This is a genomic window from Herbiconiux sp. SALV-R1 (assembly GCF_013113715.1).
In the GTDB taxonomy this organism is placed as follows: Bacteria; Actinomycetota; Actinomycetes; order Actinomycetales; family Microbacteriaceae; genus Herbiconiux.
The window spans coordinates 4,011,979-4,035,321 of the sequence record NZ_CP053344.1 but is presented as its reverse complement, the minus strand read 5'-3'; the positions used below and the strand labels follow the sequence as shown (position 1 = coordinate 4,035,321).

General features: G+C 70.2%; 20 protein-coding genes. 12 read left to right on the top strand and 8 right to left on the bottom strand.

From position 1 onward, the window contains the following. Positions 1 to 22 precede the first annotated feature (22 nt). Both HL652_RS19280 and HL652_RS19275 read right to left on the bottom strand, forming a co-directional pair. Complete coding sequence (locus HL652_RS19280) at positions 23 to 1,807, bottom strand: glycoside hydrolase family 13 protein (RefSeq protein WP_171706806.1); 1,785 nt, start codon at positions 1,805 to 1,807, stop codon at positions 23 to 25. A 96-nt stretch (positions 1,808 to 1,903) separates the two neighbouring features. Beyond that, a complete protein-coding gene (locus HL652_RS19275; RefSeq protein WP_171706805.1) occupies positions 1,904 to 3,781 on the bottom strand; it encodes an alpha-amylase family glycosyl hydrolase in 1,878 nt (625 codons plus the stop codon). A gap of 215 nt (positions 3,782 to 3,996) precedes the next feature. Here HL652_RS19275 and HL652_RS21990 point away from each other — a divergent pair, with 215 nt between their 5' ends. The 6 genes from HL652_RS21990 to HL652_RS19245 all read left to right on the top strand — a co-directional run bounded on the left by HL652_RS21990 (position 3,997) and on the right by HL652_RS19245 (position 9,313). Continuing rightward, a complete protein-coding gene (locus tag HL652_RS21990; RefSeq protein WP_171706804.1) occupies positions 3,997 to 5,205 on the top strand; it encodes a sensor histidine kinase in 1,209 nt (402 codons plus the stop codon). Beyond that, positions 5,193 to 5,855, top strand: a complete 663-nt coding sequence (locus HL652_RS19265; protein WP_171706803.1) for a response regulator — start codon at positions 5,193 to 5,195, stop codon at positions 5,853 to 5,855. Before HL652_RS21990 ends, HL652_RS19265 begins: the two co-directional genes overlap by 13 nt. 47 nt (positions 5,856 to 5,902) lie before the next feature. Beyond that, a complete protein-coding gene (locus HL652_RS19260; protein WP_171706802.1) occupies positions 5,903 to 6,763 on the top strand; it encodes a DUF4097 family beta strand repeat-containing protein in 861 nt (286 codons plus the stop codon). A 264-nt stretch (positions 6,764 to 7,027) separates the two neighbouring features. Next, positions 7,028 to 7,366, top strand: coding sequence for a hypothetical protein (locus HL652_RS19255; protein WP_171706801.1), 339 nt, complete (start codon positions 7,028 to 7,030; stop codon positions 7,364 to 7,366). A gap of 48 nt (positions 7,367 to 7,414) precedes the next feature. After that, positions 7,415 to 8,323, top strand: coding sequence for an EamA family transporter (locus HL652_RS19250; protein ID WP_253743473.1), 909 nt, complete (start codon positions 7,415 to 7,417; stop codon positions 8,321 to 8,323). A 306-nt stretch (positions 8,324 to 8,629) separates the two neighbouring features. Continuing rightward, the gene (locus HL652_RS19245) at positions 8,630 to 9,313 is read left to right on the top strand and encodes an endonuclease/exonuclease/phosphatase family protein (protein WP_171706800.1); all 684 of its coding nucleotides are present in this window, start codon (positions 8,630 to 8,632) and stop codon (positions 9,311 to 9,313) included. Between the two features lie 27 nt (positions 9,314 to 9,340). On the opposite strand, the gene HL652_RS19240 is transcribed toward HL652_RS19245, so the two are convergent. Beyond that, positions 9,341 to 9,865: a DUF1707 SHOCT-like domain-containing protein gene (locus tag HL652_RS19240; RefSeq protein WP_171706799.1), complete on the bottom strand. Its 525-nt coding sequence runs from the start codon at positions 9,863 to 9,865 to the stop codon at positions 9,341 to 9,343. Positions 9,866 to 9,993: 128 nt separating this feature from the next. Beyond that, the gene (locus tag HL652_RS19235; protein ID WP_253743471.1) at positions 9,994 to 11,268 is read right to left on the bottom strand and encodes an MFS transporter; all 1,275 of its coding nucleotides are present in this window, start codon (positions 11,266 to 11,268) and stop codon (positions 9,994 to 9,996) included. Between the two features lie 114 nt (positions 11,269 to 11,382). Here HL652_RS19235 and HL652_RS19230 point away from each other — a divergent pair, with 114 nt between their 5' ends. Next, positions 11,383 to 12,255: a LysR substrate-binding domain-containing protein gene (locus tag HL652_RS19230; RefSeq protein ID WP_171706797.1), complete on the top strand. Its 873-nt coding sequence runs from the start codon at positions 11,383 to 11,385 to the stop codon at positions 12,253 to 12,255. Between the two features lie 65 nt (positions 12,256 to 12,320). Here the strand turns inward: HL652_RS19230 and HL652_RS19225 are convergent, their stop codons facing one another. Continuing rightward, positions 12,321 to 13,259: a carbohydrate kinase family protein gene (locus HL652_RS19225; RefSeq protein WP_171706796.1), complete on the bottom strand. Its 939-nt coding sequence runs from the start codon at positions 13,257 to 13,259 to the stop codon at positions 12,321 to 12,323. Between the two features lie 101 nt (positions 13,260 to 13,360). Between HL652_RS19225 and HL652_RS19220 the strand changes: the two genes are divergently transcribed. Continuing rightward, on the top strand, positions 13,361 to 14,242 hold the full coding sequence (locus tag HL652_RS19220) for a DUF3097 domain-containing protein (protein WP_171706795.1): 882 nt from the start codon (positions 13,361 to 13,363) through the stop codon (positions 14,240 to 14,242). Positions 14,243 to 14,315: 73 nt separating this feature from the next. Here the strand turns inward: HL652_RS19220 and HL652_RS19215 are convergent, their stop codons facing one another. Next, positions 14,316 to 14,993, bottom strand: a complete 678-nt coding sequence (locus HL652_RS19215; RefSeq protein ID WP_171706794.1) for a GntR family transcriptional regulator — start codon at positions 14,991 to 14,993, stop codon at positions 14,316 to 14,318. A 100-nt stretch (positions 14,994 to 15,093) separates the two neighbouring features. Between HL652_RS19215 and HL652_RS19210 the strand changes: the two genes are divergently transcribed. Together HL652_RS19210 and HL652_RS19205 are read left to right on the top strand one after the other, a co-directional pair. After that, entirely contained in the window at positions 15,094 to 15,522 is a 429-nt protein-coding gene (locus HL652_RS19210) for an Lrp/AsnC family transcriptional regulator (RefSeq protein ID WP_171706793.1), read from the top strand. After that, positions 15,522 to 16,049: a GntR family transcriptional regulator gene (locus tag HL652_RS19205; RefSeq protein WP_171706792.1), complete on the top strand. Its 528-nt coding sequence runs from the start codon at positions 15,522 to 15,524 to the stop codon at positions 16,047 to 16,049. Before HL652_RS19210 ends, HL652_RS19205 begins: the two co-directional genes overlap by 1 nt. A 58-nt stretch (positions 16,050 to 16,107) precedes the next feature. Here HL652_RS19205 and HL652_RS19200 read toward each other — a convergent pair whose 3' ends face one another. Continuing rightward, on the bottom strand, positions 16,108 to 20,067 hold the full coding sequence (locus tag HL652_RS19200) for a proline dehydrogenase family protein (RefSeq protein ID WP_171706791.1): 3,960 nt from the start codon (positions 20,065 to 20,067) through the stop codon (positions 16,108 to 16,110). A 41-nt stretch (positions 20,068 to 20,108) separates the two neighbouring features. On the opposite strand from HL652_RS19200, the gene HL652_RS19195 reads away from it, so the two are divergent. After that, the gene (locus HL652_RS19195; RefSeq protein ID WP_171706790.1) at positions 20,109 to 21,689 is read left to right on the top strand and encodes a phytoene desaturase family protein; all 1,581 of its coding nucleotides are present in this window, start codon (positions 20,109 to 20,111) and stop codon (positions 21,687 to 21,689) included. A 49-nt stretch (positions 21,690 to 21,738) separates the two neighbouring features. Here the strand turns inward: HL652_RS19195 and HL652_RS19190 are convergent, their stop codons facing one another. Beyond that, on the bottom strand, positions 21,739 to 22,287 hold the full coding sequence (locus HL652_RS19190; protein WP_171706789.1) for an acyl-CoA thioesterase: 549 nt from the start codon (positions 22,285 to 22,287) through the stop codon (positions 21,739 to 21,741). A gap of 111 nt (positions 22,288 to 22,398) precedes the next feature. Here HL652_RS19190 and trhO point away from each other — a divergent pair, with 111 nt between their 5' ends. After that, a complete protein-coding gene (gene trhO, locus HL652_RS19185; protein WP_171706788.1) occupies positions 22,399 to 23,337 on the top strand; it encodes an oxygen-dependent tRNA uridine(34) hydroxylase TrhO in 939 nt (312 codons plus the stop codon). Positions 23,338 to 23,343 lie beyond the last annotated feature (6 nt).

Sequence of the window (23,343 nt, the reverse complement as noted above, 5' to 3'; positions counted from 1 at the left end):
GCTCCTAGCTGTGTTCGTGGGCTCAGGCGCCCACGGTGTCGCGATGTGATGAGGGCGAGTCGGTGTCGACTCTGGGGTGCGCCCCGCCGCGTGCAGCCGCATCTGCGGCAGCGGGGTCGAGCGCGAACCAGGCCGCGCTGTCGGGCTCGAGGAGGATGTCTCCGTCGGACCCGGGGTCGTCGGCGCTTCCACCGCCGGCGGAAGCGATGATCGGCTGCGCGGCCCACTCCTGGGGGATGCGAGCGGCGTGCTCGCCGAAGTTCACCGCGCAGGCGGCGTCTCCCCTCCGGAATGCGAGCACATGCGGATCGGGATGCTCGATCCACACGACCTCGTCGGTGGGTGCGAACAGGTGCTTGCGCATCCGGATGAGGTCCCCCGTCACCCGCAGCATCGAACGGGCATCGGACCGCTGACGGTCGTAGGCGAATGAGGCGAACCAATCGGGCTGTGGCAGCCAGGGTTCGGCTGTCGATCCAGGAGGCGTGAACCCGAAGTTCGCGGCATCGGTGGACCAGGGCAGGGGTACCCGGCAGCCGTCGCGGCCGAGTTCGACGCCGCCGGAACGGAGCCAGATGGGATCCTGGCGCGCGTCGTCGGGGAGGTCGAAGACCTCGGGCAGCCCGAGCTCCTCTCCCTGGTAGAGGAAGGCCGTGCCGGGGAGGGCGAGGAGGAGGAAGGTTGCAGCGAGCGACCGTCTCGTTCCGAGTTCGACGTCGACGGGGCCCGTGCGTCGCGCCGCGGCGATCATGTCGGTGGGGTCGGGGGCGCCGAGGTGCTGCTCCTGCCCGTAGCGTGTGGCCGCCCGGTGCACGTCGTGGTTGGCGAGCGCCCAGGCAGGCGCTCCTCCCACCGCCGTGCCCTGAGCCAATCCTGCGGTGACGGCAGCGCGCATCCGGCCGGCGTCCCACGGCTGCACCAAGAGGTCGAAGTTGAAGGCCTGGTGCAACTCGTCGGGGCGGAGGTAGGCGGCCAGTGAGTCGATTGAGGGAACCCAGATCTCGCCGACGAAATAGGCGGGTACGGGCCTGCGATCGCCGAGCGACCGCCAGGAGCGGTAGATGTCATGCACCTCCGGCTGATCCCACATGGCGTAGTTGTGGCCACCGGTGCCGTCGTCGGCCCCCGGCCAGTCGGCGAGGTCCGCGCTCTTCACGTGCCCGTGCGCCACGTCGATGCGGAACCCGTCGACCCCCTTCGCGAACCAGAAGTCGAGCACGCCCTCGAAGTAGTGTGCGACCTCGGGGTTCCTCCAGTCGAAGTCGGGCTGGCCTGCGTCGAAGGCATGGAAGTACCACTGCCCTGGCTGGCCGTCGGCCTCGACGACACGGGTCCAAGCAGGGCCGCCGAACACGCTCTGCCAGTTGTTCGGAGGCAGCTCGCCGGCGTCGCCTCTCCCGTCACGGAAGAGGAAGCGGGCACGCTCCGCACTACCTGGGGGCGACGCGAGGGCCGTCGTGAACCACGTGTGATCGGTCGAGCAGTGGTTCGCCACCAGGTCCATGAGCACGCGGATGCCGCGGTCGTGAGCCGCGACGACGAGCTCTTCGAGGTCGGCGACGGTGCCGTAGGCGGGGTCGATGTCGAAGTAGTCGGCGATGTCGTAGCCGTGATCGCGCTGCGGAGAGACATAGCAGGGGTTGAGCCACACGGCGTCGACGCCGAGCCGGTCGAGGTCGTCGAGACCGGCACGGATGCCCGCGAGATCTCCGATGCCGTCACCGGAGGCGTCGCGGTACGACCGCACGTAGATCTGGTAGACCACGGCGTCGCTCCACCAGGGGCGACGGGTCGAGGATGCATTCACGGATCGTGTCTTTCGGGTCGGGGAAGCTGCAGGGGTGGGGTGGAGCCGCCCGGACGGCGCTGTTCGCGGCCGCGCCGCCCGGACGGGGTCTGTGTGCTAGAAGGTCGGATAGATGTCGATCACATCGCCGCCCGTCCCCGTGAAGTTGCTGCCGGTCGACCAGGTCGCATCATCGATGAGGGGCTTGAACTCGAAGGTCTCGCCATCGGGGATGCGCTCCACCTCGAACTCCCAGACGTCGCTCGCCACGTTGCGCGCACCACGACCCGAAGTCCAGGTGAAGGGATACTCGTCGCCGCGAATCGCGATGGAGTGACCGAGCCCCACGTTGTAGTGCACGCGGATCTTCGTGGTGTTGCGCGCCTCGGGCGAATAGGTCGAGACCGGGGTGCCGGGAGCGTAGACCTTCGTCTCGTGCTCCCCGAGGCTCACCGTGATCTGCTTGCCGGTCACTCCGCCCGAGGCGACGGTCACGGTGTCGCTCGTGTTCATGAGGTTGGTGAGCACGGTGCCGACCGTGATCGAGCTCTCGGCACGCAGCGGGATGGTGCGCGTCTGCGTACCCCACGAGTTCGACGAGAGGGTGATGGCCTCGGCACCGGTGGAGTCGACCCGGCGGGAGAAGCCGTACACCGAGGTGTCCGACCACATCTCGCGCTGCGTGCCGATCTGCAGCGCCGGGTAGGCCTTCTTGATGGTGGTGAGGCGCTGGATGTGGTTGTAGAGGTTCGAGTTGTCGTCGAACGAGGTCATGTCCTTGCGGTTGTCCTTATTCGCGATGGGCACCTCGTAGGGATTGCCGTTTCCGTCGTCGGCCTGCTCGGTGCCGTAGTAGATCACCGGCACGCCCCTGCTGGTGAGCAGGAAGGTCAGGCCCGACCGCAACCGCTGGTAGTTGTCGTCGGCCCAGGTGAGGAAGCGCGCGCGATCGTGGTTGTCGAGGAAGGTCTCGAGCCGATTCGGGTTGCTGTACTTGTAGTCCTGGTCGAACAGGTCGCCGAGCGCGTTCATGTCGGTGTCGGCCGAGAACGCCTGCCGCACGGTGAAGAAGTAGGGGAAGTCGAGCACGCCCCACTCCGAGTCCTGATACTCCGACACGTAGTCGACGTCGCCGACGAACACCTCGCCGAAGGTGGGCACGCCCATCTCGGTCTCGAAGTCGGCGAGCCAGTCCTTGGGCACGGAGCGTGCCGCATCGACGCGGATGCCGTCGAAGCCCATGTCGACCCAGTCCTTATAGGTCTCCATCAGGTAGTCGTTGACGTCGGGGTCGGACTGGTCGAGGTCGTCGAGCCCGCCGAGGTCGCAGTTCTCGATCTGGGTCTGGGTCTCGAGGCCGTTGAACAGGCAGTCGCCGTTGTGGTGGAAGTACGACGGATCGTCGAGTGGGGCGTCCGGCTTGTAGGTGCTCGGGGAGTAGGTGGTCGACGTGCCGGCGAGGTAGTCGGCGGTGTGGTTGGGCACCGCATCGAGGATCATCTTGAGGCCGAGGCCGTGGGCGGTGTCGATGAGCTCTTGGAGTTCGGCGGTATCGCCGAAGTGCTCGTTGGGGGTGGCGAAGTTCTTGGTGAAGTAGCCGTGGTAGCTCGCCTCGAGTCCGTCGCGGGAGAGAGGTTGCTGTTCCGACACCGGAGACAGCCAGATCGCGGTCACGCCGAGGCCGGCGATGTAGTCGAGTTCGTCGGTCAACCCCGCCCAGTCGCCGCCGTGGTAGAAGCCGAGGTCGTCAGGGTCGTACTCTCCGTCGCCCTGATCATTGTTGGTCGGGTCGCCGTCTTTGAACCGGTCGACGAGCACCTGGTAGATGACGTCGCCCTCAGCGAGCGGGCCGGGCGAGGCGGGCGGGTCGGCATACGCCGGAGCCGCGAGCGCAGGAACGGTGAGAGCGGAGCCGACCAGGGCGACCCCGATGGCGGCTGCGGTGGCGCGGCGGACGCGGAACTCGACGCCCACCCGCGAGCGTGTTCTGAACATTCGATACCATCCTGACTTCGTCGTCGGAAATGCATCTTGGCCGCGAGATACACAGATTACTGAATCGATAAAACAGCAACCTCTCGGGCCTGTCAAGGAAAATCCGTGGAATGGGATGCGCGAGCGGCACCACGCGCATCCGGGGGTTATCCCCCGCACCGATCGGGCGGGGAACCGCATCGTGGGGGTGGGTGGGGCAGCCCTACGGTGGAGGCGTGAAGCAGAAACTGATGTTCTTCTGGGGGGCGACGGTCGATCTGGCGCTCGACGGCATCCTCGGCACGGTGTGGTTCGCGCTGATGGTGTCGCTGCTGGCGTCGGGCATCTCGGCGATCCCGGCGTTCGGCGTCGGCATCGCGCTGCTGTGGGTGACCACGCGGGTGGGGCGCGGGCTGCGCTTCGTCGAACGACGGCGCGCCGAGGCGCTCTACGGCATCACCGTCACGCCCCCGCCCCGCCGTCTCACCACGGCGAGAGGCTTCGGCGGCTGGATCGCGCAGGTCTTCCTCGACACCTTCTCGGCCGCGACCTGGAAGGGTCTGCTTCACCACGTCGTCACGATGATTCTCGGTACGGTGTTCTGGCTCATCCTCAGCCAGGGCGTCGACCTCGCGGTGCTCGTCTCGCGCGGCGAGTTCGCCCGCGGGTTCGCGGGCTCCGGCGCCGCCGCCCTCAGCGCACTCGCCGCCCTCGCCGTGCTGATCGCCTACGTCGTCGGCGCCGGGCTTCTCGACCGCCGCCTCGCCCGGGCCCTCCTCGGCACGAGCCGCACCACCGCCCTCGAGGAGCGCGTCGACGTGCTGCAAGACGCCCGCCAGGGCGCGGTCGACGCCGCCGCGGCCGAACGTCAGCGCATCGAACGCGACCTCCACGACGGGGTGCAGCCCCGCCTGGTGTCGGTCGCGATGACCCTCGGGCTCGCCCGCTCGAAGTTCGAGACCGACCCGGCCGGCGCGAAGGCCCTCCTCGACGAGGCCCACCAGGAGACCAAGGGGTCGATCACCGACCTCCGCCACCTGGCCCGCGGCATCCACCCCGCCGTACTCACCGACCGCGGCCTCGACGCGGCGCTCTCCGCCGTCGCCTCCCACTGCTCCGTGCCCACCAGCGTGCGCGTCGACCTTCCCACCCGCCCCTCGAAAGAGACCGAGGCCATGCTCTACTTCGCCGTCTCGGAGGCCCTCACGAATGTGAGCAAGCACTCGCGAGCATCCGGATGCTCGGTGAGCGTCACCCAGTCACCCACCGGCGTGCGCGCCGTCGTCTTCGACAACGGTGTCGGCGGCGCAGCGCTCGGCCGTGGTGGCGGCGTGGGGCTCACCGGCCTCGCCGACCGCGTGCGCTCGGCCGGCGGCACCCTCACCCTCGACTCGCCGGCCGGCGGGCCGACCATCCTCACCGTGGAGGCACCGTGCGCATTCTGATCGCCGAAGACTCCGTGCTGCTGCGCGCCGGGCTCGAACGCCTGCTCGCCGACGCGGGGCACGAGGTCGTGGGCGCCGTCGACACCGCCGAGGCGCTGCTGCGGGAGGCGCACACGGCGGCCCCCGAGCTCGTCGTGGTCGACGTGCGCATGCCGCCCACCTTCACCGACGAGGGCATCCGCGCCGCCGTGCTGCTGCGGGCGCAGCTGCCCGAGCTCGCGGTGCTCGTGCTCTCGCAGTACGTCGAGGAGCGCTACGCCGCCGAACTCATCGCGGGCAACACCGGCCGGCTCGGGTACCTGCTGAAAGACCGGGTCGCCGACGTGGAGGAGTTCCTCGCGGCGGTGGCCGACGTGGGGGCGGGCGGCACCGTGCTCGACCCCGAGGTGGTGGCGCAGATCGTCATCCGCTCCCGGCACGCCCGCGAGCTCGACTCGCTCACCGCGCGCGAGCGCGAGGCCCTGCAGCTCATGGCCGAGGGGCGCTCGAACAGCTCCATCGCCGAACGGATGCACGTGACCGAGGGCTCCGTCGAGAAGTTCGTCTCCGCCGTCTTCACGAAGTTCGGCCTCGCGCCCGAAGACAGCGACAACCGCCGCGTGCTCGCCGTGCTGAAGTACCTCGGCGGGCCGGGCGCGACCCCCGCCTGACCAGCGCCCCCTCCCTGCCTGATCGCCCCTACCGGAAGCCAGACATCATGACCATCCCCCCAGTTCCCACCACCCCGACGAGCACCCCGCCCGCGGCCACCCCGCAGGCCCGCCCCGACCGCACCCTCCGCACCGTGCTGCTCGCGGTCGGGTCCGTGCTCATCGCCGCCGTGCTCGTGCTGGGCGTCGTGCAGTACGCGCAGGCCACCACCGGGGAGGACGAGTCGGGCGCCTTCACCGTCGCCGACCCGTTCGACACCCTCGTCGTCGACACCAGTGCCGTCACCGTGTCGGTGCGCTACGACGACTCCCGCGACACCGCCCTCGTCGACTTCGACTCCGACGGCAGCCCGCTCCGCTTCCAGCACACCGTGAACGGCGAGCGCCTCGAGGTCTCGGTGAGGTCTCGTGGCTGGTGGCCCTTCGGCGGCCTGACCGGTCTGAACGCGCATCCGAAGCTCGAGATCGTGCTGCCCGGGTCGCTCGAACCCGTCGCGCTCGACGTCGAGACCTCGGCCGGCGAGGTCGACGCGGCAGGCGACTTCACCGCGGTGAGCGTCGACAGCTCGGCCGGCGAGGTGACGCTCAGCGGATCGGCCGACTCGCTCGACCTCAGCACCTCCGCCGGCTCCATCACCGGCACCGACCTCGACGTGACCGGAGCCGTGACGAGCGAGACCTCCGCGGGGAGCACGACACTCCGCTTCGTGTCGCTGCCCTCGTCGATGCGCGTCGAGGCAGCGGCCGGTGACGTGCGGGTGGCGCTGCCCGACGGGGAGTACGAGATCCGCACCGACACGGCGGTCGGCTCGGTCGTTCAGGGCCTCCGCAGCACCCCCGGAGCCGCCCGCGTCTACAGCTTCGAGACCAGCGCCGGCGACGTGACGCTCGAGCAGGCCTCTCGCTGAGCGACCGCGAGTTGATCACACCAGACCTTAATGCGAGTATTCCTTATGTTAACTCCTCTATTGCCTCGCAAGACTCGTCGTCATCGGCTTTCAATGGCTTTTGTTACTGCTGTCGCTGTCGTGTTGGGAATCGCATCGAGCTCGACTCCCGCCAACGCAGCCCCCCTCTGTGATCCCGCGGATTGGCCCCTACCCCCAGCGTGCTTACCGAAACCAGTTCCTTCTCCAGTACCGAGCCCGCCGAGCCTGAGCCATGAGGTACAGGTGATCCCGCTGCACCCGGCCACCATCACGGTCACGATGACGGTCTCGCCACTGAGGAATGAGATAGATGGGGAAGTCAGCGACTTCACGATGTACCTCACCTGCGCTAACGGCTTTCAGGTCTACGGGCGAATGTTGTACAACGAGTACGAGAAAAGCAGCGGCGGTCGCATCGGTGAACTCTTCTGGAAGTACGAGGACCGCGGCGGGCGGACCGCGGGAAGTTGCTCCCTCACCACCTATGACTCGACCCAGCTGCATCTGAATTCGTCATACTCGACCATGCGCGTGGGCCATTCGCCGGACTCCGTCGCGTACTACTCAGTGAGGTTCGAGTAAGCGCCCGCGGTGGTCGGCGGCAGGCGCCACGCGCCGTAGGGTCGTGGGGTGACGAGCGAACGGATGCACGACCCCGCCGCGGCCCGCCGCCGCACCGTCGGGGCGGCCACGCAGCTCGGAACCGAGGTGACGATTAACCTCGGTTCCGCGCTGGCCGGTCTGGTCATCCCGATCGTCGGCTCGTTCGTCGTGGTCGCCGCCAGGCAGTTGGTGATGGCGGCCGTCGTGCTCCCGTTCTACCGCCCCACCCTCGCCGGGCTCCGCTGGCGGAGGCTCTGGCCGGCCGTCGCTCTCGGCTTCGCGCTCGCGGTGATGAACCTGGCCTTCTACCAGTCGGTGCACCTGCTGGGGCTCGGCATCGCCGCCACCATCGAGTTCCTCGGGCCGCTCACCCTCGCCCTGGTCGCCAGCCGCCGCCTGCTCGACGTCGCCTGTGCCGTCGCCGCCGGCGTGGGCGTGGTGCTGCTCACCGGCCCGAACGGCGACATCGACCTGCTCGGTGTCGCCCTCGCGCTCATCGCCGCGGCGGCGTGGGCCGCCTACATCGTGCTCACGAGGAGCGTCGCCACGCGGCTGCCCGGGCTGGAAGGGCTCACGGTCGCCGGCATCGTCAGCCTCGCGCTGCTGCTCCCCTTCGCCATCGCCACCTTCGACCCGGCCGTCATCGACCTCAGGGCCGTGGCGCTCCTCGTGGGAGTGGGTCTGCTGTCGTCGGCCATCCCCTACAGCCTCGACACGTTCATCCTGCGCCGCATCACGCCCCGGCTCTACGCCATCATCACCTCCTTCGGGCCGGTGGTGGCCGCGGTGTTCGGCTGGCTCATCCTGAACGAGAGCTTCTCGGTGCTCGAGGTGCTGGCCATCGTGCTGGTGTGCGCGGCCGCGGGCACGGCGATCGCGACCCAGCGCGATCGGCCGAAGCCCGAGCTCGAACGGGTCGCCGAGATCACGCCCTGAGTGCGGGCCGGGCCCTCGTTCGGCCCGGGGGAACCACATCCGTGTCATTCTCTCTCCCCACACTTTCCACAGGACATTGCACAGCTTGTGCACACGGATCCGGGGGAACTCAGCGCCGAATGCACAGAGTTATCCACAGCCTCGACCACCGTCGGCTCTCCCCAGGGCGACCGCCGAACGCTGGGTGAACGCATGTGGACGATTCAGGTCGCGCTCGCCCGAGTCATGTCACAATGGCGAAGCCACACACGAGCTCTGCGACACCGTCCCACAGCCCCGCGACAGAAGGTGCGAGTCCCGACGACCATGCGACGAGAACTGAACATCGTCAGCTACAACCTGCGCAAGCATCACGCGAGCGGCGAGCTCGCCGACCTGAGCTCGCTCTACGACATCGACGTGCTCTGCCTGCAGGAGTGCGACACCGAAGACATGCCGCAGCAGATCAAGCACCTCGAGTTGGCCGACTCCACGAAGACGAACCGCCTCGGGCTCGCCATCTACTACCGCACCTCGCGCTTCGAGCTGCACGCCACCCGGGTGTTCGCGCTGCGCAAGTCGATGCACGACCGCGTGATGGCACCGGCCCACGAACGCCTGCTCGCCGCGAGGCTGTTCGACAAGGAGATCGGCAAGGAGATCCTGGTGGGGTCGTTCCACGCCGCTCCGCTCACCGCCTCGAACGCGCTGCGCCGCAAGCAGATCGCGGCGGCGCACAGCGCGCTGCGCATCATGGGCCCCGGGCTGCCGACCGTGATGGTGGGGGATTACAACTACCCCTGGTTCCGCAACAACCTCAGCGAGCGCATGGAGGAGTCGGGCTACCTGCTCTCGTTCAGCGACAAGCCCACCTACGCCCGCTACAAGTACTTCAAGGGGCACTTCGACTTCGTCACGAGCGCACACACCCGCATCGAGTCGATCGACACGCTCCCGCAGGGCGAGAGCGACCACCTGCCCATTCTCGTGCGGGCGGGCGTCGAAGACTGAGGCGCAGGGCGGCTGGTCGCGGGGCGGCTAGTCGCGGTCGTAGTACCCGCGCCGGCCACCGCCGCCGTAGACCACGATTCCCGCGATGGGGATGAGCGCGAAGAACACCCACGACCAGCGGAAGCCGTCGGGGATGAGGTACCCGCAGAGGAAGAACAGCCCCAGCGCGATGAACGGCATGACGCTCACCGCGACCACGCCGGCGGTGCCGCCGAGTGGCTGACGGCGTCGAGCGGCGTCGGCGTAGCCGCCCTGCCCACCGCCTTGACCGTAGTCGGCAGCGGGAGCCGGGGTGGGCGCGAACGCCGGCGGGGCCGAGGCGGCACCCGTGCCCGCACCGGTCGACGGATGCGCCGACTCCGGCAGATCGGTGAACAGCGGCGCGAGGTCGCCGCGGGTGACCGCCCGCTTCGCGGCCGCCGAACGCTCACCGTACTCGTCGGGGGTGATGCGGCCGTCGGCCTGGGCTGCGGAGAGCGCGGCGACCGCGGCGTCGCGATCGGCGTTGCTGAGGCGGATCGAGGCGGAGGCGGGGTCGTCGTAGGCTGACATGCTCCAACTCTGCCGCATCCGGAGCCTCCCGCGCATCAGCAGATCGGAGGATGCTCGCACGGCAGGGCGCGGCCGCTACGTCGGGCGGGCGTCGGCGGGCGGGCGTCGGCGGGCGGGCCCGCCGACGGTCAGGGGGCGCGGAGGAGGCCCTTGCGCCAGAGCACGGCGGCGACGACGCCGGCGACGAGCACGGGCACGCCGCCCGAGACGACCATGCCGAGCTGAGCGCCGGCGTGCTCGACGAAGGCGCCCATGAGCGGCCCTCCGATGGCCTGGCCGCCGAGCAGCACGAGCATGTAGAGCGCCATCACCCGACCACGGACGCCCATGTTCGTCGACATCTGCACCAGCGTGTTGGCGGCGGTGATGAACAGCAGCCAGCTGAAGCCCACCAGAACGAGCGACGCCGAGAAGGCGAACTGCCCGGGCAGCACGCCCGCGATCGCCTGCAGTGCACCGTAGGCGGCGGTGGCGACGACGACCATGCGGAGGCTCACCGAGCGGCGCCGGGTGGACAGGAGTGCGCCGGTGAGCGCACCCACCGCCACCAGTGAGTTGAAGACGCCGTAGCCTCCGGCGCCGGTGCCGAACACGGTGTCGGCGTAGGCGGCGAGGAGCACCGGGAGGTTCTGGGCGAAGACGGCGAGCACGGCGAGGAGCACGAGCGTCCAGAGGATGGCGGGCTTGCGCACGGCGTAGCGGATGCCCTCCCGCAGCTGCCCCTTGGCCCGGGCGGCCCGCGGTGCGCGGTGAAGCTCGGCGGTGTTCAGGCGGGTGAGCGCGACCACCACGAGCGCGCAGGCGATCGCGTTGATGCCGAAGGCCCAGCCGGCGCCGACGGCCACCAGCAGGGCGCCGCTCAGGGCGGGCCCGACCAGGGCGCCGAGCTGGAAGGTGGAGGAGTTGAGGCTGATGGCGTTGCGCAGCAGGCTCGGCCCGACGAGCTCGTTCGTGAACACCTGGCGCGCAGGGTTGTCGACGACCGTGATGAGCCCGAGCACCACCGCCACCACGTACACGTGCCACACCTCGATGGTGCCGGTGAGCGCGAGCACGGCCAGCACGCCGCTCGTGAGCACCGAGGCGCTCTGCGTGATGATGAGCAGCGTGCGCTTCGGGTACCGATCGACGATCAGCCCGCCCACGAGGCCGAGCACGAGCATCGGCGCGAACTGCAGCGCGGTGGTGATGCCGACGGCGACCACGCTGCCCGAGAGCTGCAGCACGAGCCAGTCCTGCGCGATGCGCTGCATCCACAGCGCAGTGAGGGCGACGAGGGAGGTGCCGGCGAAGATGCGGTAGTTGCGCACGCTCAGCGAGAGCAGCGTGTGCTTCCAGGGCGGCGGGGCGCTGAGGACGGTGATGGGTTCGGTGGCGGGCGAGGGAGCGGCTATGGCGGTCACGTATGAAAAGTCCTGTTGTCGAAGTTCTTCTTCGACGTTAACCTTTTCAGGGGCATTGCGTGACGTAATCGTCGCTATAAGTGCCATTGGATTCTCGAATAGTCAGGCAGGCGGATGTTCGACCCCACACTCCTCGCGACCTTCCTCGCCGTCGCCGAGACCCACAGCTTCACCCGCGCGGCCGAGCAGCTGGGCCTCAGCCAGCCCACTGTGAGCCAGCAGGTGCGCAAACTCGAGGCGGCTGCCGGCCGCATCCTCATCAGCCGCGACACCCGCGATCTCGTGCTCACCGACAACGGCGACGCCATGGCGGGGTTCGCGCGCACCATCCTCGCGGCGAACGCCGCCGCGTCGAGCTACTTCAGGGGCTCGGCGATGCGCGGCAAGCTGCGCTTCGGGGCCGCCGACGACCTCGCGGCGACGCAACTGCCGCGCATCCTGCGTCATTTCCGGCAGCTGCACCCGCAGATCAACCTCGAGCTCACGGTGAACCAGAGCCTGCCGCTGTACCGGCGGCTGAAGTCGGGGCACCTCGACCTCATCTTCATCAAGCAGATTCCGGATGCGCATGACGGCGCCATCCCCGAGACCGGCACCATCGTGCGTCGCGACACGCTCGTCTGGATGGCGGAGGAGCGCACCCTGCTCGAGCCCAGCGAACCGGTGCCGCTCATCGCCTACCAGGCACCGTCGATCAGCCGCACCCTCGCGATCGAGGCGCTGGAGGCCGCCGGGCGCACCTGGCGCATCACCTGCAACACCCGCGAGGTGAACGGGCTGCTCGCGGCGGTGCGCGCGGGCATCGGAATCGCGCCACACCCGCACACGCTCATTCCCGACGATCTGGTGAAGGTGAGCAACCGCTTCTCGCTGCCCGACCTGGGCGAGGTCGACTTCACGCTGCTGTCGAACCCGTCGGCGCCGGCGGAGGCGGTGGAGGCGCTGAAGTCGGCGATCATGGCGCGGGCGCTGAACCGCACGACGTGAGGGTGGGGCGCCGCCCACTGGGGCGGGCGCTGGGCGGCCGAGGGGCGGGGCCGGGCCGCCGCGCGTCAGGCCAGGTCGGCGGTGGTGGGCGGGTTGGCGCCGGCGCGGGAGACGGTGATGGCGGCGCAGCGGGCGGCGAAGTCGCCGAGTGCGGCGAGGGCGGGGGCGTCGAAGGCCGAGCCGTCGCGGAGGCGGGCCGGCGAGGTGCCGGCGTCGAGCATCCGGGCCAGTTGCACGATGAGCGCGCTCATGAACGAGTCGCCGGCGCCGATGGTGTCGACGACTTCGACCGGCCGCCCCGGCACGGGGACGCGTTCGGCGGCGGTGGCGAGCACCGCGCCCTCGCCACCGCGGGTGACGACGACGAGCGCCGGACCGAGGGCCAGGATGCTGTCGATCGCCTCGTCGAGAGAGGCCGCGTCGGGGTAGAGCCACTCGGCGTCTTCGTCAGAGAGCTTCACCAGGGTGGCGAGCCCGGCGATCTCGGTGAAGCGCGCGAGGGCTGCGGGGTGGTCGGTGATGATCGAGGGGCGCATATTGGGGTCGAAGGTCACGACGGGTGGATCGGCGACGGTCGCCGCGGTCGCTGCCCGCAGCCGCTCGACGATCTGCGCGCCGCCCGGCTCGAGGAACGCCGCGATCGACCCGGTGTGCACGATCGAGGCGGGCGGGAGGTCTTCTCCCTCGGGCAGCGACCAGCGCAGGTCGAAGACGTAGCGGGCCGAGCCGTCGGCCTGCAGCACGGCGGTCGCCGAGGAGGTCGGCTCGTCGCGGAGCGAGCTCGGGTCGAGCGTCACCCCCGCCGTGGCGAGGTGGTCGACGATGGCGCGACCACGCGCATCCGACCCGATCTCGGTGAGGAGCGTCGAGGGAAGGCCGAGGCGGGCGGCACCGAAAGCGATGTTGAGGGGCGAGCCGCCGGGGTGCTCGACGGTGCCGCGATCATCCGGATGCTCGACGACGTCGACGAGCGACTCGCCGATGGCCAGCAGGGTGGTGGTCATCTGTATCCTCCGTGATGCGCAGACAAGGCAGCCCCAGTGTATTTCGTGGCGCGGCCCGGCCGTGCCGGGTCATCGGCGACCCCGTGGCTTAGCCTTGGTCGGTGCCTTCAGACCCCTCCGCGCGTTTCGGCGCCGACCGCTACGGAGCGGATGTGCTCGCCGACTACAAGCGTCGACCCGCCCCCGTCGCCCTGCCCGAGGTGGAGGCCGAGTTCGACCTCGTCGTGGAGGAGGTCGCCAGCGACTTCTGCGGCAGCGTCGTGAGCGTCGACGGGCGCCTGGTGGAACTCGAAGACCGCAAGGGCAAGCGCCGCACCTTCCCGCTCGGTGCCGGGTACCTGTTCGAGGGCACGCCGGTGAAGCTCGTGGCGCCGAAGAGCGCCGCCGCCAAGGCCGCGGCCGCCGGAAAGCTGATACGCACGGCGTCGGGCTCGATCGCCGGGCCCGAGCAGCCCGCGCGGGTCGCCCGCGCGAGCCGCATCTACGTGGAGGGGCGGCACGACGCCGAGCTGGTGGAGAAGATCTGGGGCGACGACCTGCGCGGCGAAGGCGTCGTCGTGGAGTACCTCGAGGGCGTGGACGACCTGGATGCTGTGGTGCGTGACTTCGCTCCGTCGCGCGCGCGCCGCATCGGCGTGCTGGTCGACCACCTCGTCGCCGGCTCGAAGGAGAGCCGCATCGCCGAGGCCGTGGCGCGCGGGCCGTTCGGGGCGCATGTGCTCGTGGTGGGGCATCCGTTCGTCGACATCTGGCAGTCGGTGACGCCCAAGGCGCTCGGCATCAGGGCGTGGCCGACGGTGCCGCGCACGATGGAGTGGAAGCACGGCATCTGCGAGGCGTTCGGCTGGCCGCACGACGACCAGGCCGACATCGCGCGGGCGTGGAAGCGCATCCTGTCGCGGGCGAACAGCTACACCGACCTGGAGCCGGTGCTGCTGGGGCGGGTGGAGCAGTTGATCGACTTCGTGACGGAGCCGATGTAGCGGGTCGTCGCGCCGCGTCGCGTGGTGCGGGCGGCGGGCGCCGGCTGGCGTGCGGCGGCTGGCGGGCTACGCCTCAGTCGTCGCCGAGCAGGATGGCGGCCGCGGCGATCATCTCGAGCATGCGCTCCCGCATGTGCCCGATGTGCTTCTTCACGGCGGGCTCGATGGCGGCGGCGTCGCCCGCGACCATGGCCTGGTAGAGCTCGTCGTACTCCTCGGCGCAGGAGCGGAGCCGGCTCTGCATCGACGCCGCCCGCAGCCAGAAGCGCTGGATGCGGCGGCGGGTCTCGCGCACGGTCTCGGCTACCAGCACGTTGCCTGAGAGGGCGTTGGCGTAGCGGTGGAAGAGCTGGTCGGCGAGCGCCCAGGCGGCACGGTCGTCGTTCGCTGCCGCCTGGTACATGTCGTCGACGTAGCCCTTGAGCTTCTTCGCCTCGGCGTCGGTGAGGGTCGAGGCGGCCTTGCGGCAGATGTAGGTGTCGAGGAGCTCGAGCAGGTCGCAGGCGTCGTTCACCTCGGTGGCGGTGAGCTGCGAGACCGTGAAGCGCGCGTTGTCGGTGCGCTTCACGAGCCCCTCCTTCTCGAGCCGCTGCAGCGCTTCGCGCACCGGTGTGCGCGAGATGCCGAGCTGGCTCGCCAGGCGGTTCTCCGACAGCGGCGAGCCCGACCTGAGCCTGAACCCGGTGATCTCGGCGAGCAACCACTCGTACGCGTCGTCGACGCGACTGCCTGCCTCAGCTGAAACCGCCATCACACCTGCCCTTCACCTCAAGTCTACACAGCGCTGAATACAAGCTGGTATGAGTCGGAGTGTCGAGCGCTTTCCGCACGAAAACTGCGAGAATCCCAGGATGGACGCTTTGGATCACCGCATCATCGACCTGCTGAAGATCAATTCCCGCAGCGGCTACGGCGACATCGGCCAGGTGATCGGCCTCTCGGCCTCGGCGGTGAAGCGCCGCATCGACAGGCTGGTGGCCGACAACGTGATCACCGGGTTCACCATCCAGGTGAACCCCGCTCTCGACGGCACGGTCACCGAGGCGTACGTCGAGCTGTTCTGCCGCGGCACCGTGGCCCCGGCAGAGCTGAAGCGCATCCTGTCGGGTGTGCCCGAGGTGGTGGATGCGGGAACGGTGACCGGAAGCGCCGACGCGATCGTGCACATCAGGTCGCGCGACATCCCGAGCCTCGAAGATGCGCTGGAGCGTGTGCGCATCGCCCCCAACGTCGACCACACCCGCAGCGCGATCGTGCTGTCGAACCTCATCCGCCGCTGATGGCTGCTCGCTCGGTGGACGGGGGCGCCGCCGGTGGCGGTGGCGGTGCGGATGCTCGCTCCGTGGGCGGTGGCGCCGGTGGCGGTGGCGCTGCCGGTGGCGGTGCTGCCGGTGGCGGTGGCGGTGCGGATGCTCGCGCCGGCGGCACGGCCGGCCTCGGTTTCGTCGTGCGGATCGACACGCAGAGCTCGGTCGCGCCGTTCGAACAGCTGCGCGTGATCGTCCGCGACGCGATCGCGGAGGGGACGCTGAGCGCAGGCGCTCGCCTGCCCACCGTGCGAGCGCTCGCCGGTGAACTCGGACTCGCCGCGAACACGGTGGCCCGCACCTACAAGGAGCTCGAGGCCGACAGGCTCATCGAGACCCGCGGGCGCTTGGGATCCTTCGTCTCGCTGAGCGACAACCCGGCCCGCCGCGAACTCGAACAGGCGGCCCGAGCCTTCGCCGCTCGCGCCGCCGCGCTCGGAACCTCTCGAGCCGACGCCCTCGCTGCCGTCACGGCAGCGCTCGACACGCCTGGTCAGTGATCACACACCACCGCGCATGGCGCGCTCGCGCGCCCGACCGTCCGCCCGCCCGCCGCTGCTAGACGCCCTCCACCCCGGCGAGCACGTCGCGGGCCATGGAGGAGGGGTTGCCGAAGCGGTGGTTGGTGACGCTCACCGCTTGCTCGACCAGGAAGGGCAGTAGTTCGATGCGCCCGGCCCGGGTGACCTCACCGGAGTACACCGCGATCTCGCACGAGCCGCCGAGGGCGTCGGCTAGCGCTGCGGGGTCGCCCCCGATGAGCCGGATGCGCGGCACCGGGCTGAGTGCGAGGTACTCCCCGGCCCGCCCCAGCCAGGTGGCGTCGTTCTCGATGACGACCCTGATACCGCGTTCTTTGAGGTGCAGGCGCAGCGGCTTCGGCAGCTTCGCCGCCGAACTCACCGTGACCGCAGAACGGGCGAGGGTTGCGGCGGCGAGCACGCGCACGAGCTCGTGCAGTGGCCGCCCCTCCGAGAGCCTGATCGCCACCGGAACCGGGTGGTAGCGAAGCACGTTCGCCTCGACCCCGAGCCCCGAGACGTCGCGGGCGGTGAAGTGCGTGCCGAGAGCCTCCTGGTCGCTGCGGGCACCCCGCCGGGCGACGTCGAACTCGCTCCAGTCGAGGCCGGCCGTCGACGACTCGAGCAGCCTGACCACCCGCTCGTCGAGGCCCGCGAGGTTGAGGCCCTCGCTCGGGGCACCGGGGTCGTTGCGCCATGAGCCGAGCTGCACGAGGTAGTTCGGGCCTCCCGCCTTGGCCCCCGCGCCGACCGCCGACCGCTTCCACCCGCCGAAGGGTTGGCGGCGCACGATGGCTCCGGTGATTCCGCGGTTGACATAGAGGTTGCCGGCCTGCACCGCGTGCATCCAGGTCTCGACCTCGGCGGGGTCGAGCGAGTGGATGCCCGCCGTGAGCCCGTAGGGAACGGCGTTCTGGAGTTCGATCGCCTTCTCGAAGGTGGCGGCACGCATGATGCCGAGCACGGGCCCGAAGTACTCCGTGAGGTGGAACGGCGTGTCGGGGAGCACACCGTCTTTCACCCCCGGCGACCACAGCCTGCCCGTGTCGTCGAGCCGGCGGGGTGTGACGAGCCACTTCTCCCCCGGGCCCAGGGTCGTGAGCGCGTCGGCGAGCTTGCCCGAGGCGGGTTCGACGAGCGGGCCCATCTGCGCCGAGGGATCGGACGGGTAGCCGACCCGCAGTGACGACACGGCGTCGACGAGCTGACGTGCGAAGCGCTTGGAGCGCCCGGTCGACCCCACGAGGATGACGAGGCTCGCCGCCGAGCACTTCTGCCCGGCGTGGCCGAAGGCGCTCTTCACGATGTCGGCGACGGCGAGGTCGAGGTCGGCGCTCGGGGTGACGACGATCGCGTTCTTGCCGCTGGTCTCGGCCAGGAGTGGGAGGTCGTGCCGCCAGCTGCGGAAGAGCTGCGCCGTCTCGTACGAGCCGGTGAGGATGAGCCGACCGACCCGCGAGTCTGACATGAGCCGACGCCCGAGATCGCCTTCGTCGACGTCGACGTCGACGAGTGACAGCACCTCGTGCGGGATGCCCGACTCCCAGAGCGCCTCCACCAGCACCGCCGCGCTGCGCTTGGCCTGCGGTGCGGGTTTGATGATGACCGCGCTGCCCGCGGCGAGCGCCGCCAGCACGGAACCGGCCGGAATGGCCACCGGGAAGTTCCACGGCGGTGCCACCACCGTGAGCGCGACCGGCTCGAACACGGCTCCGTCGACCTGGTCGAGTTCGAGGGCGGTGCGGGCGTAGTAGGCGGCGAAGTCGACGGCCTCGCTCACCTCGGGGTCGGCCTGGTCGATGGTCTTGCCGGTCTCGCTCGCCATCACCTCGATGAGCCGGTCGCGGTTCGCCTCCAGCGCGTAGCCCGCGCGCCGCACGAAGCCGGCGCGGTCTTCCGCGCTGCGGGCGCCCCACCTCTCGCCGGCCGCGACCGAGGCTCTGACGACCCCTTCGAGCGCTACGTCGTCGGTGATCGCGGCATCGGCAATCGTGTCGGCACCGAGGTTCGAGCCGGCCACACGACTCAGGATGCGCGCCCCCCACGCCCGGTTCGCCGGCAGCGACGGATCGGTGTCGGCAGTGTTGTGGAACTCCTCGCGCGACGGCTGGAGCTCGCCGTCGTGCCGGTTCTGGGTGCGGCGGGGCGCGGGCGGTGGCGCGTCGGGATCGAGAGCCGCGAGGGCGCGGAGGAAGCGGTCGCGTTCCCGCTCGAAGGCGGCCGTGTCGGTGGCCAGGTCGAACACCGACGACATGAAGTTGGCCTCGTCGGCGTTCTCCTCGAGCCGGCGCACGAGGTAGCCGATCGCCACGTCGAACTCCTCGGGCGCGACGACGGGCGTGTAGAGCAGAAGGCCGCCGACGGTCTTGCGCACCTCCTCGGCCTGCGCGGTCGCCATGCCGAGCAGCATCTCGATGTCGACGGCCGCCGTCACGCCGCGCTCCTCGGCGAGCAGCCAGGCCCAGGCGATGTCGAACAGGTTGTGCCCGGCCACCCCGACGGCGACCGCGTCGACGTGCTCGGGGCGCAGCGCCCACTCGAGCACGCGCTTGTAGTTGGTGTCGGTCTCCTGCTTGGAGTCGTAGGTGGCCGCGGGCCAGTCGTGGATCGCCGAGTCGACGTGCTCCATCGCCAGGTTGGCGCCCTTCACCACCCGCACCTTGATGGGGGCGCCGCCTCGCGTGCGCCGTTCGGATGCCCACCGATGCAGGCGCTGGAACGCGGAGAGGGCATCCGGCAGGTAGGCCTGCAGCACGATTCCTGCTTCTACGTCGAGGAAGTCGGGCTCGTCGAGCACCCGCTGGAAGACGGCGATGGTGAGATCGAGGTCGCGGTACTCCTCCATGTCGAGGTTGATGAAGGTGCGCCCGTCGCCCGACTCCGAGCCGATGAGGCCCTTCTTCGCGGCGAGGCGGTAGAGCGGGATGAGGCTCTGGGCCACGCGTTCGACGGTCTCGTCGAACGCCCACATCGAGACTCCGGCGGCGATGGAGGAGACTTTCACCGAGACGTAGTCGATGTCGGGGCGCTGGATGAGGGCCTTCGTGCCCTCGAGCCGCTTCGAGGCCTCGGAGTCGCCGAGCACGGCCTCGCCGAGCAGGTTGATGTTGAGGCGCACGGCCGTGGCGCCTCCGTTCTCCCGCGCCCGGAGCACCTGCACCGCCGCCCCGATCTTGGAGGGCCTGGCGTCGACCACGAGGTGGCCGACCATCTCGCGCAGCACCTTGCGGGCGATGGGCACGACCACACCGGGAACGACCTCGCCGAGCATGCCGCCGGCGGCGATGGCCGCGCGCAGGTGCGGGGGGAGGAACTGCGGCGTGCGCTTGGCGAGCACCGACAGGTGCTTGCCGGCGACGAACAGGTCTTCGGGGCGGGCGACTCCGTCGACGAAGCCGAGCGTGAAGTCGAGCCCGTCGGGATCTTTCAGCACGCCCGCCAACCGCGCGGCCCCCGGGTCGACCGGCGCCTCCCGACTCGCGTCGAGCCACTCCCGCGCCAACGCCACCGCCTTCTCGCCCAGCCCGAGCGGCCCCAACGCCTCCGCCGGTGTGCCCGCCTCCCCCAAGCTGACCTCAGTGGTGTCCACGTCGACCGCCGTCGCGTCCACCTCCACCGGGGCGACCTCCGTAGCAACCGCGGACCTCTCCGCCTCCGCAGTCGCCCTCTCCGGGGCGAACGCAGCATCGACCGCGGTGACCTCTGCCTCCAACGCGGAACCCTCCGCGTCGGCCGCCGTCGCCTCCCCCGGGGTGACACCCGCATCAACCGCGGCAGCCTCCACCGAGGCGGCCCCCGCGACAACTGCAGTGGCCTCAGCCTCCACCGGGGTGAACTCAGCATCACCCACGATCGCCTCAGTCGGAGCGGCTTCTTCGGCCGCCACACCCGACTCCGTCGCCACCGCTACCGGGTTGCCGTCGCCGCTCGCGGCGGGTGTCTCCGGCGCCGGATCGACGTCGGGGTGGGGCGGCTGGGGGGTGTGCGGCTCGGCCATTCTTCGAGGATAGGTCGTGGCCCCGCCATTAGGCTCAGGGCATGCAGGCTGTGGAGAACTTCGATGTCGTGGTCGTCGGTGGAGGACACAACGGCCTCGTCGCCGCCGCCTATCTGGCGGGCGCTGGGCACAGCGTCTGCGTTCTCGAGCGCGACGACCATCTGGGCGGAGCAGCCGTCTCGTCGTATGCGTTCGACGGCATGGACGCCCGCCTGTCGCGCTACTCCTACCTCGTCAGCCTCCTCCCCCAGAAGATCGTCGACGACCTCAGGCTCGACGTGACCCTGCGGCGCCGCCGCTACTCTTCCTACACGCCCGTGCCCGGCACCGACAGCGGCCTGCTCATCGACAACGACGACCCCGACGCCACGCGCGAGTCGTTCGCCTCGGTGGGCGCCGCCGAAGACGCCGCGGCGTTCGAGCAGCTCGGCACCGACCTCGCCCGCCTCGCCGAGGCCGTCTGGCCCACCCTCACCGAACCGCTCCTCACCCGCTCCGAGATGCGCGCCCTCCTCGGCGATGACGCCCTGTGGTCGGCCTTCGTCGAGCAGCCCGTCGGCGCCGAGATCGAGCGCCGCTTCGTGTCTGACCTGGTGCGGGGCCTGGTCGCCACCGACGCCCTCATCGGCACCTTCGCATCCCTCCACGACGCCAACCTCGCCCAGAACGTGTGCTTCCTCTACCACGTCGTCGGCGGCGGCACCGGCGACTGGGACGTCCCCGTCGGCGGCATGGGCGCGGTGACCGGCGAACTCGAGCGCGCCGCCCGCGTCGCCGGAGCCGAGCTGCGCACGGGCGCCGAGGTCGCGAACGTCACGCCCGCGGGCCTCGTCGAGTACCTCGACGAGGCGACGGGCACGCGGCGCCAGGTGCAGGCTGCGCGCGTTCTGGCGAACGTCGCGCCGGCGGTGCTCGATCGGATGCTCGGGGCCGAACCGACGCCAGGCACGCCCGCTCCCGAGGGCGCCCAGGTGAAGGTCAACCTCCTCCTGTCACGACTCCCGCGCCTCCGCGATGCCGAGGTCTCCCCCGAGGCGGCGTTCGGTGGCACCTTCCACATCAACGAGCTGTTCAGCCAGCTCGAGGCCGCCCACGACGAAGCGCAGGCCGGCGCAGTGCCCAGCGTCGTCCCCGCCGAAATCTACTGCCATTCGCTGACCGACCCGAGCATCCTGTCGCCCGAGTTGCAGCAGGCGGGTGCGCAGACCCTCACGGTGTTCGCGCTCCACACTCCCCACCGCCTGCTGACTGACGGGGCGACGGATGCGCGTGAGCTCGGTGCCGCCGTGCTGCGCTCGCTCGACAGCGTGCTGGCCGAGCCCCTCGAGCCGCTGCTCCTGCGCGACGCCGCGGGCCGACCGTGCATCGAGGTAAAGACGACCGCCGACCTCGAACAGGCGCTCGGTATGCCCGGCGGCAACATCTTCCACGGCCCGCTCAGCTGGCCCTTCGTCGACGACGACACACCCCTCGGCACCGCGGCGGAGCGCTGGGGTGTGGCGACCGAGCATCCGCGCATCCTGCTGTGCGGATCAGGGTCGCGCCGCGGGGGCGCAGTCTCCGGTCTCGGCGGCTACAGCGCCGCCATGGCCGTGCTCGAAGAGGCCCTCGACCGCACCTGAGCCGTCTGAGCCGCGCAGCGCCGCGCCCGCCCGCTCCGCCCGGCGCCCCCTACTCCCACACACTCTCCGCCGGCGCCTTCGTCGACGGCAGCTGGGTCGCCTCGGCCCATGACGCCGCCCAGTCGGGGAACCGCTCCCCCACCGGCGCCGGCCCCACGAGCGCGCGCAGCTCGTCCATCGGGACGATGCCTCCCGAGCGCTTCAGGAAGCGAGCACGTATGAACGCGCGGGCATAGATCTCACCACGCACCACGAAGCGCTGCTCCATCAGCACCGACCGCTGGTCGAAACCGAGCAGCCTGCTCTCCACCTCGAACCGCTGCCACAGCTGCAGCGAGCGGCGGAAGCTGATCGTCTCGGCCACGACGACCGGGTACCAGCCCCAACTCTGCAGCAGTGGCCAGGTGCCGCTGCGCTGCATGAGGTCGAGGCGGGCGATGTCGAGCAGCGACAGGTAGACGCCGTTGTTCATGTGCCGTAGCACGTCGAGGTCGGTGGGGATGACCCGGAACGGCGTGCTCGAGACGTCCCAGACGTCGAGGCGCGACCGGAAGCGCGAACGCAGGGACTGGAGCAGGGTACGCAGCAGGAAATGCACGGCCCGATCGTAGGGTTCGGGGTGCGGATGCGCGAGAGCCGCTGAGGTTTCCGACAATCGAGGGCGGCTCCAGACCGGAGGGGCTGGATGCTGGGCGACTAGGATCGCCGGGTGCCCATCCCGAAGATCCTCCTCTACTACGTCTTCGCGCCGGTGCCCGACCCCGAGGCCGTGCGGCTGTGGCAGCGCGATCTGTGCGAGTCGCTGGGACTGCGCGGGCGCATCCTCATCTCGACGCAGGGCATCAACGGCACCGTGGGCGGCGAGCTCGACGCCGTGAAGCGCTACCTGCGCAAGACGCGGGAGTACTCCCCGTTCCGCGAGCTCGACGCGAAGTGGAGCGAGGGCACCGCGCTCGACGACGCGCCCGCGAGCCGCCACACCCCGTACCGCCCGATCACCGACTTTCCGCGGCTGAGCGTGAAGGTGCGCGACGAGATCGTGAGCTTCGGCGCCCCCGGCGAGCTGCGGGTCGACCAGCATGGGGTGGTAGGTGGCGGTGCCAGGCTGTCGCCGCAGCAGGTGCACGAGCTCGTCGACGAGCGCCGCGCCGTCGGCGAGGAGGTCGTGTTCTTCGACGGGCGCAACCCGTTCGAGGCCGAGATCGGTCGCTTCGAGAACGCCGTCGTGCCCGAGGTCGCCTCCACCCGCGACTTCGTCGCCGAGCTCGACAGCGGGCGCTACGACCACCTCAAGTCGCAGCCGATCGTGACGTATTGCACCGGCGGCATACGATGCGAGGTGCTCTCCTCGCTCATGGTCGCACGCGGGTTCGAGCGGGTCTTCCAGCTCGACGGAGGCATCGTGCGCTACGGCGAGGCGTTCGGCGACGCGGGCCTGTGGCACGGCTCTCTCGCCGTCTTCGACGGCCGCGAGTCGGTGACCTTCACGGCCGACGCCGAGGTCATCTCGCACTGCTTCGGTTGCGGCACCCCCACGCCCCGGCTGCAGAACTGCGCCGACCCGGCCTGCCGCTCGCGGCTCGTCGTCTGCGAAGCGTGCGCCGCCGCCCGCGAGATGACCTGCGCCGAGCACGCACCGCAGGAATAGGCTCAG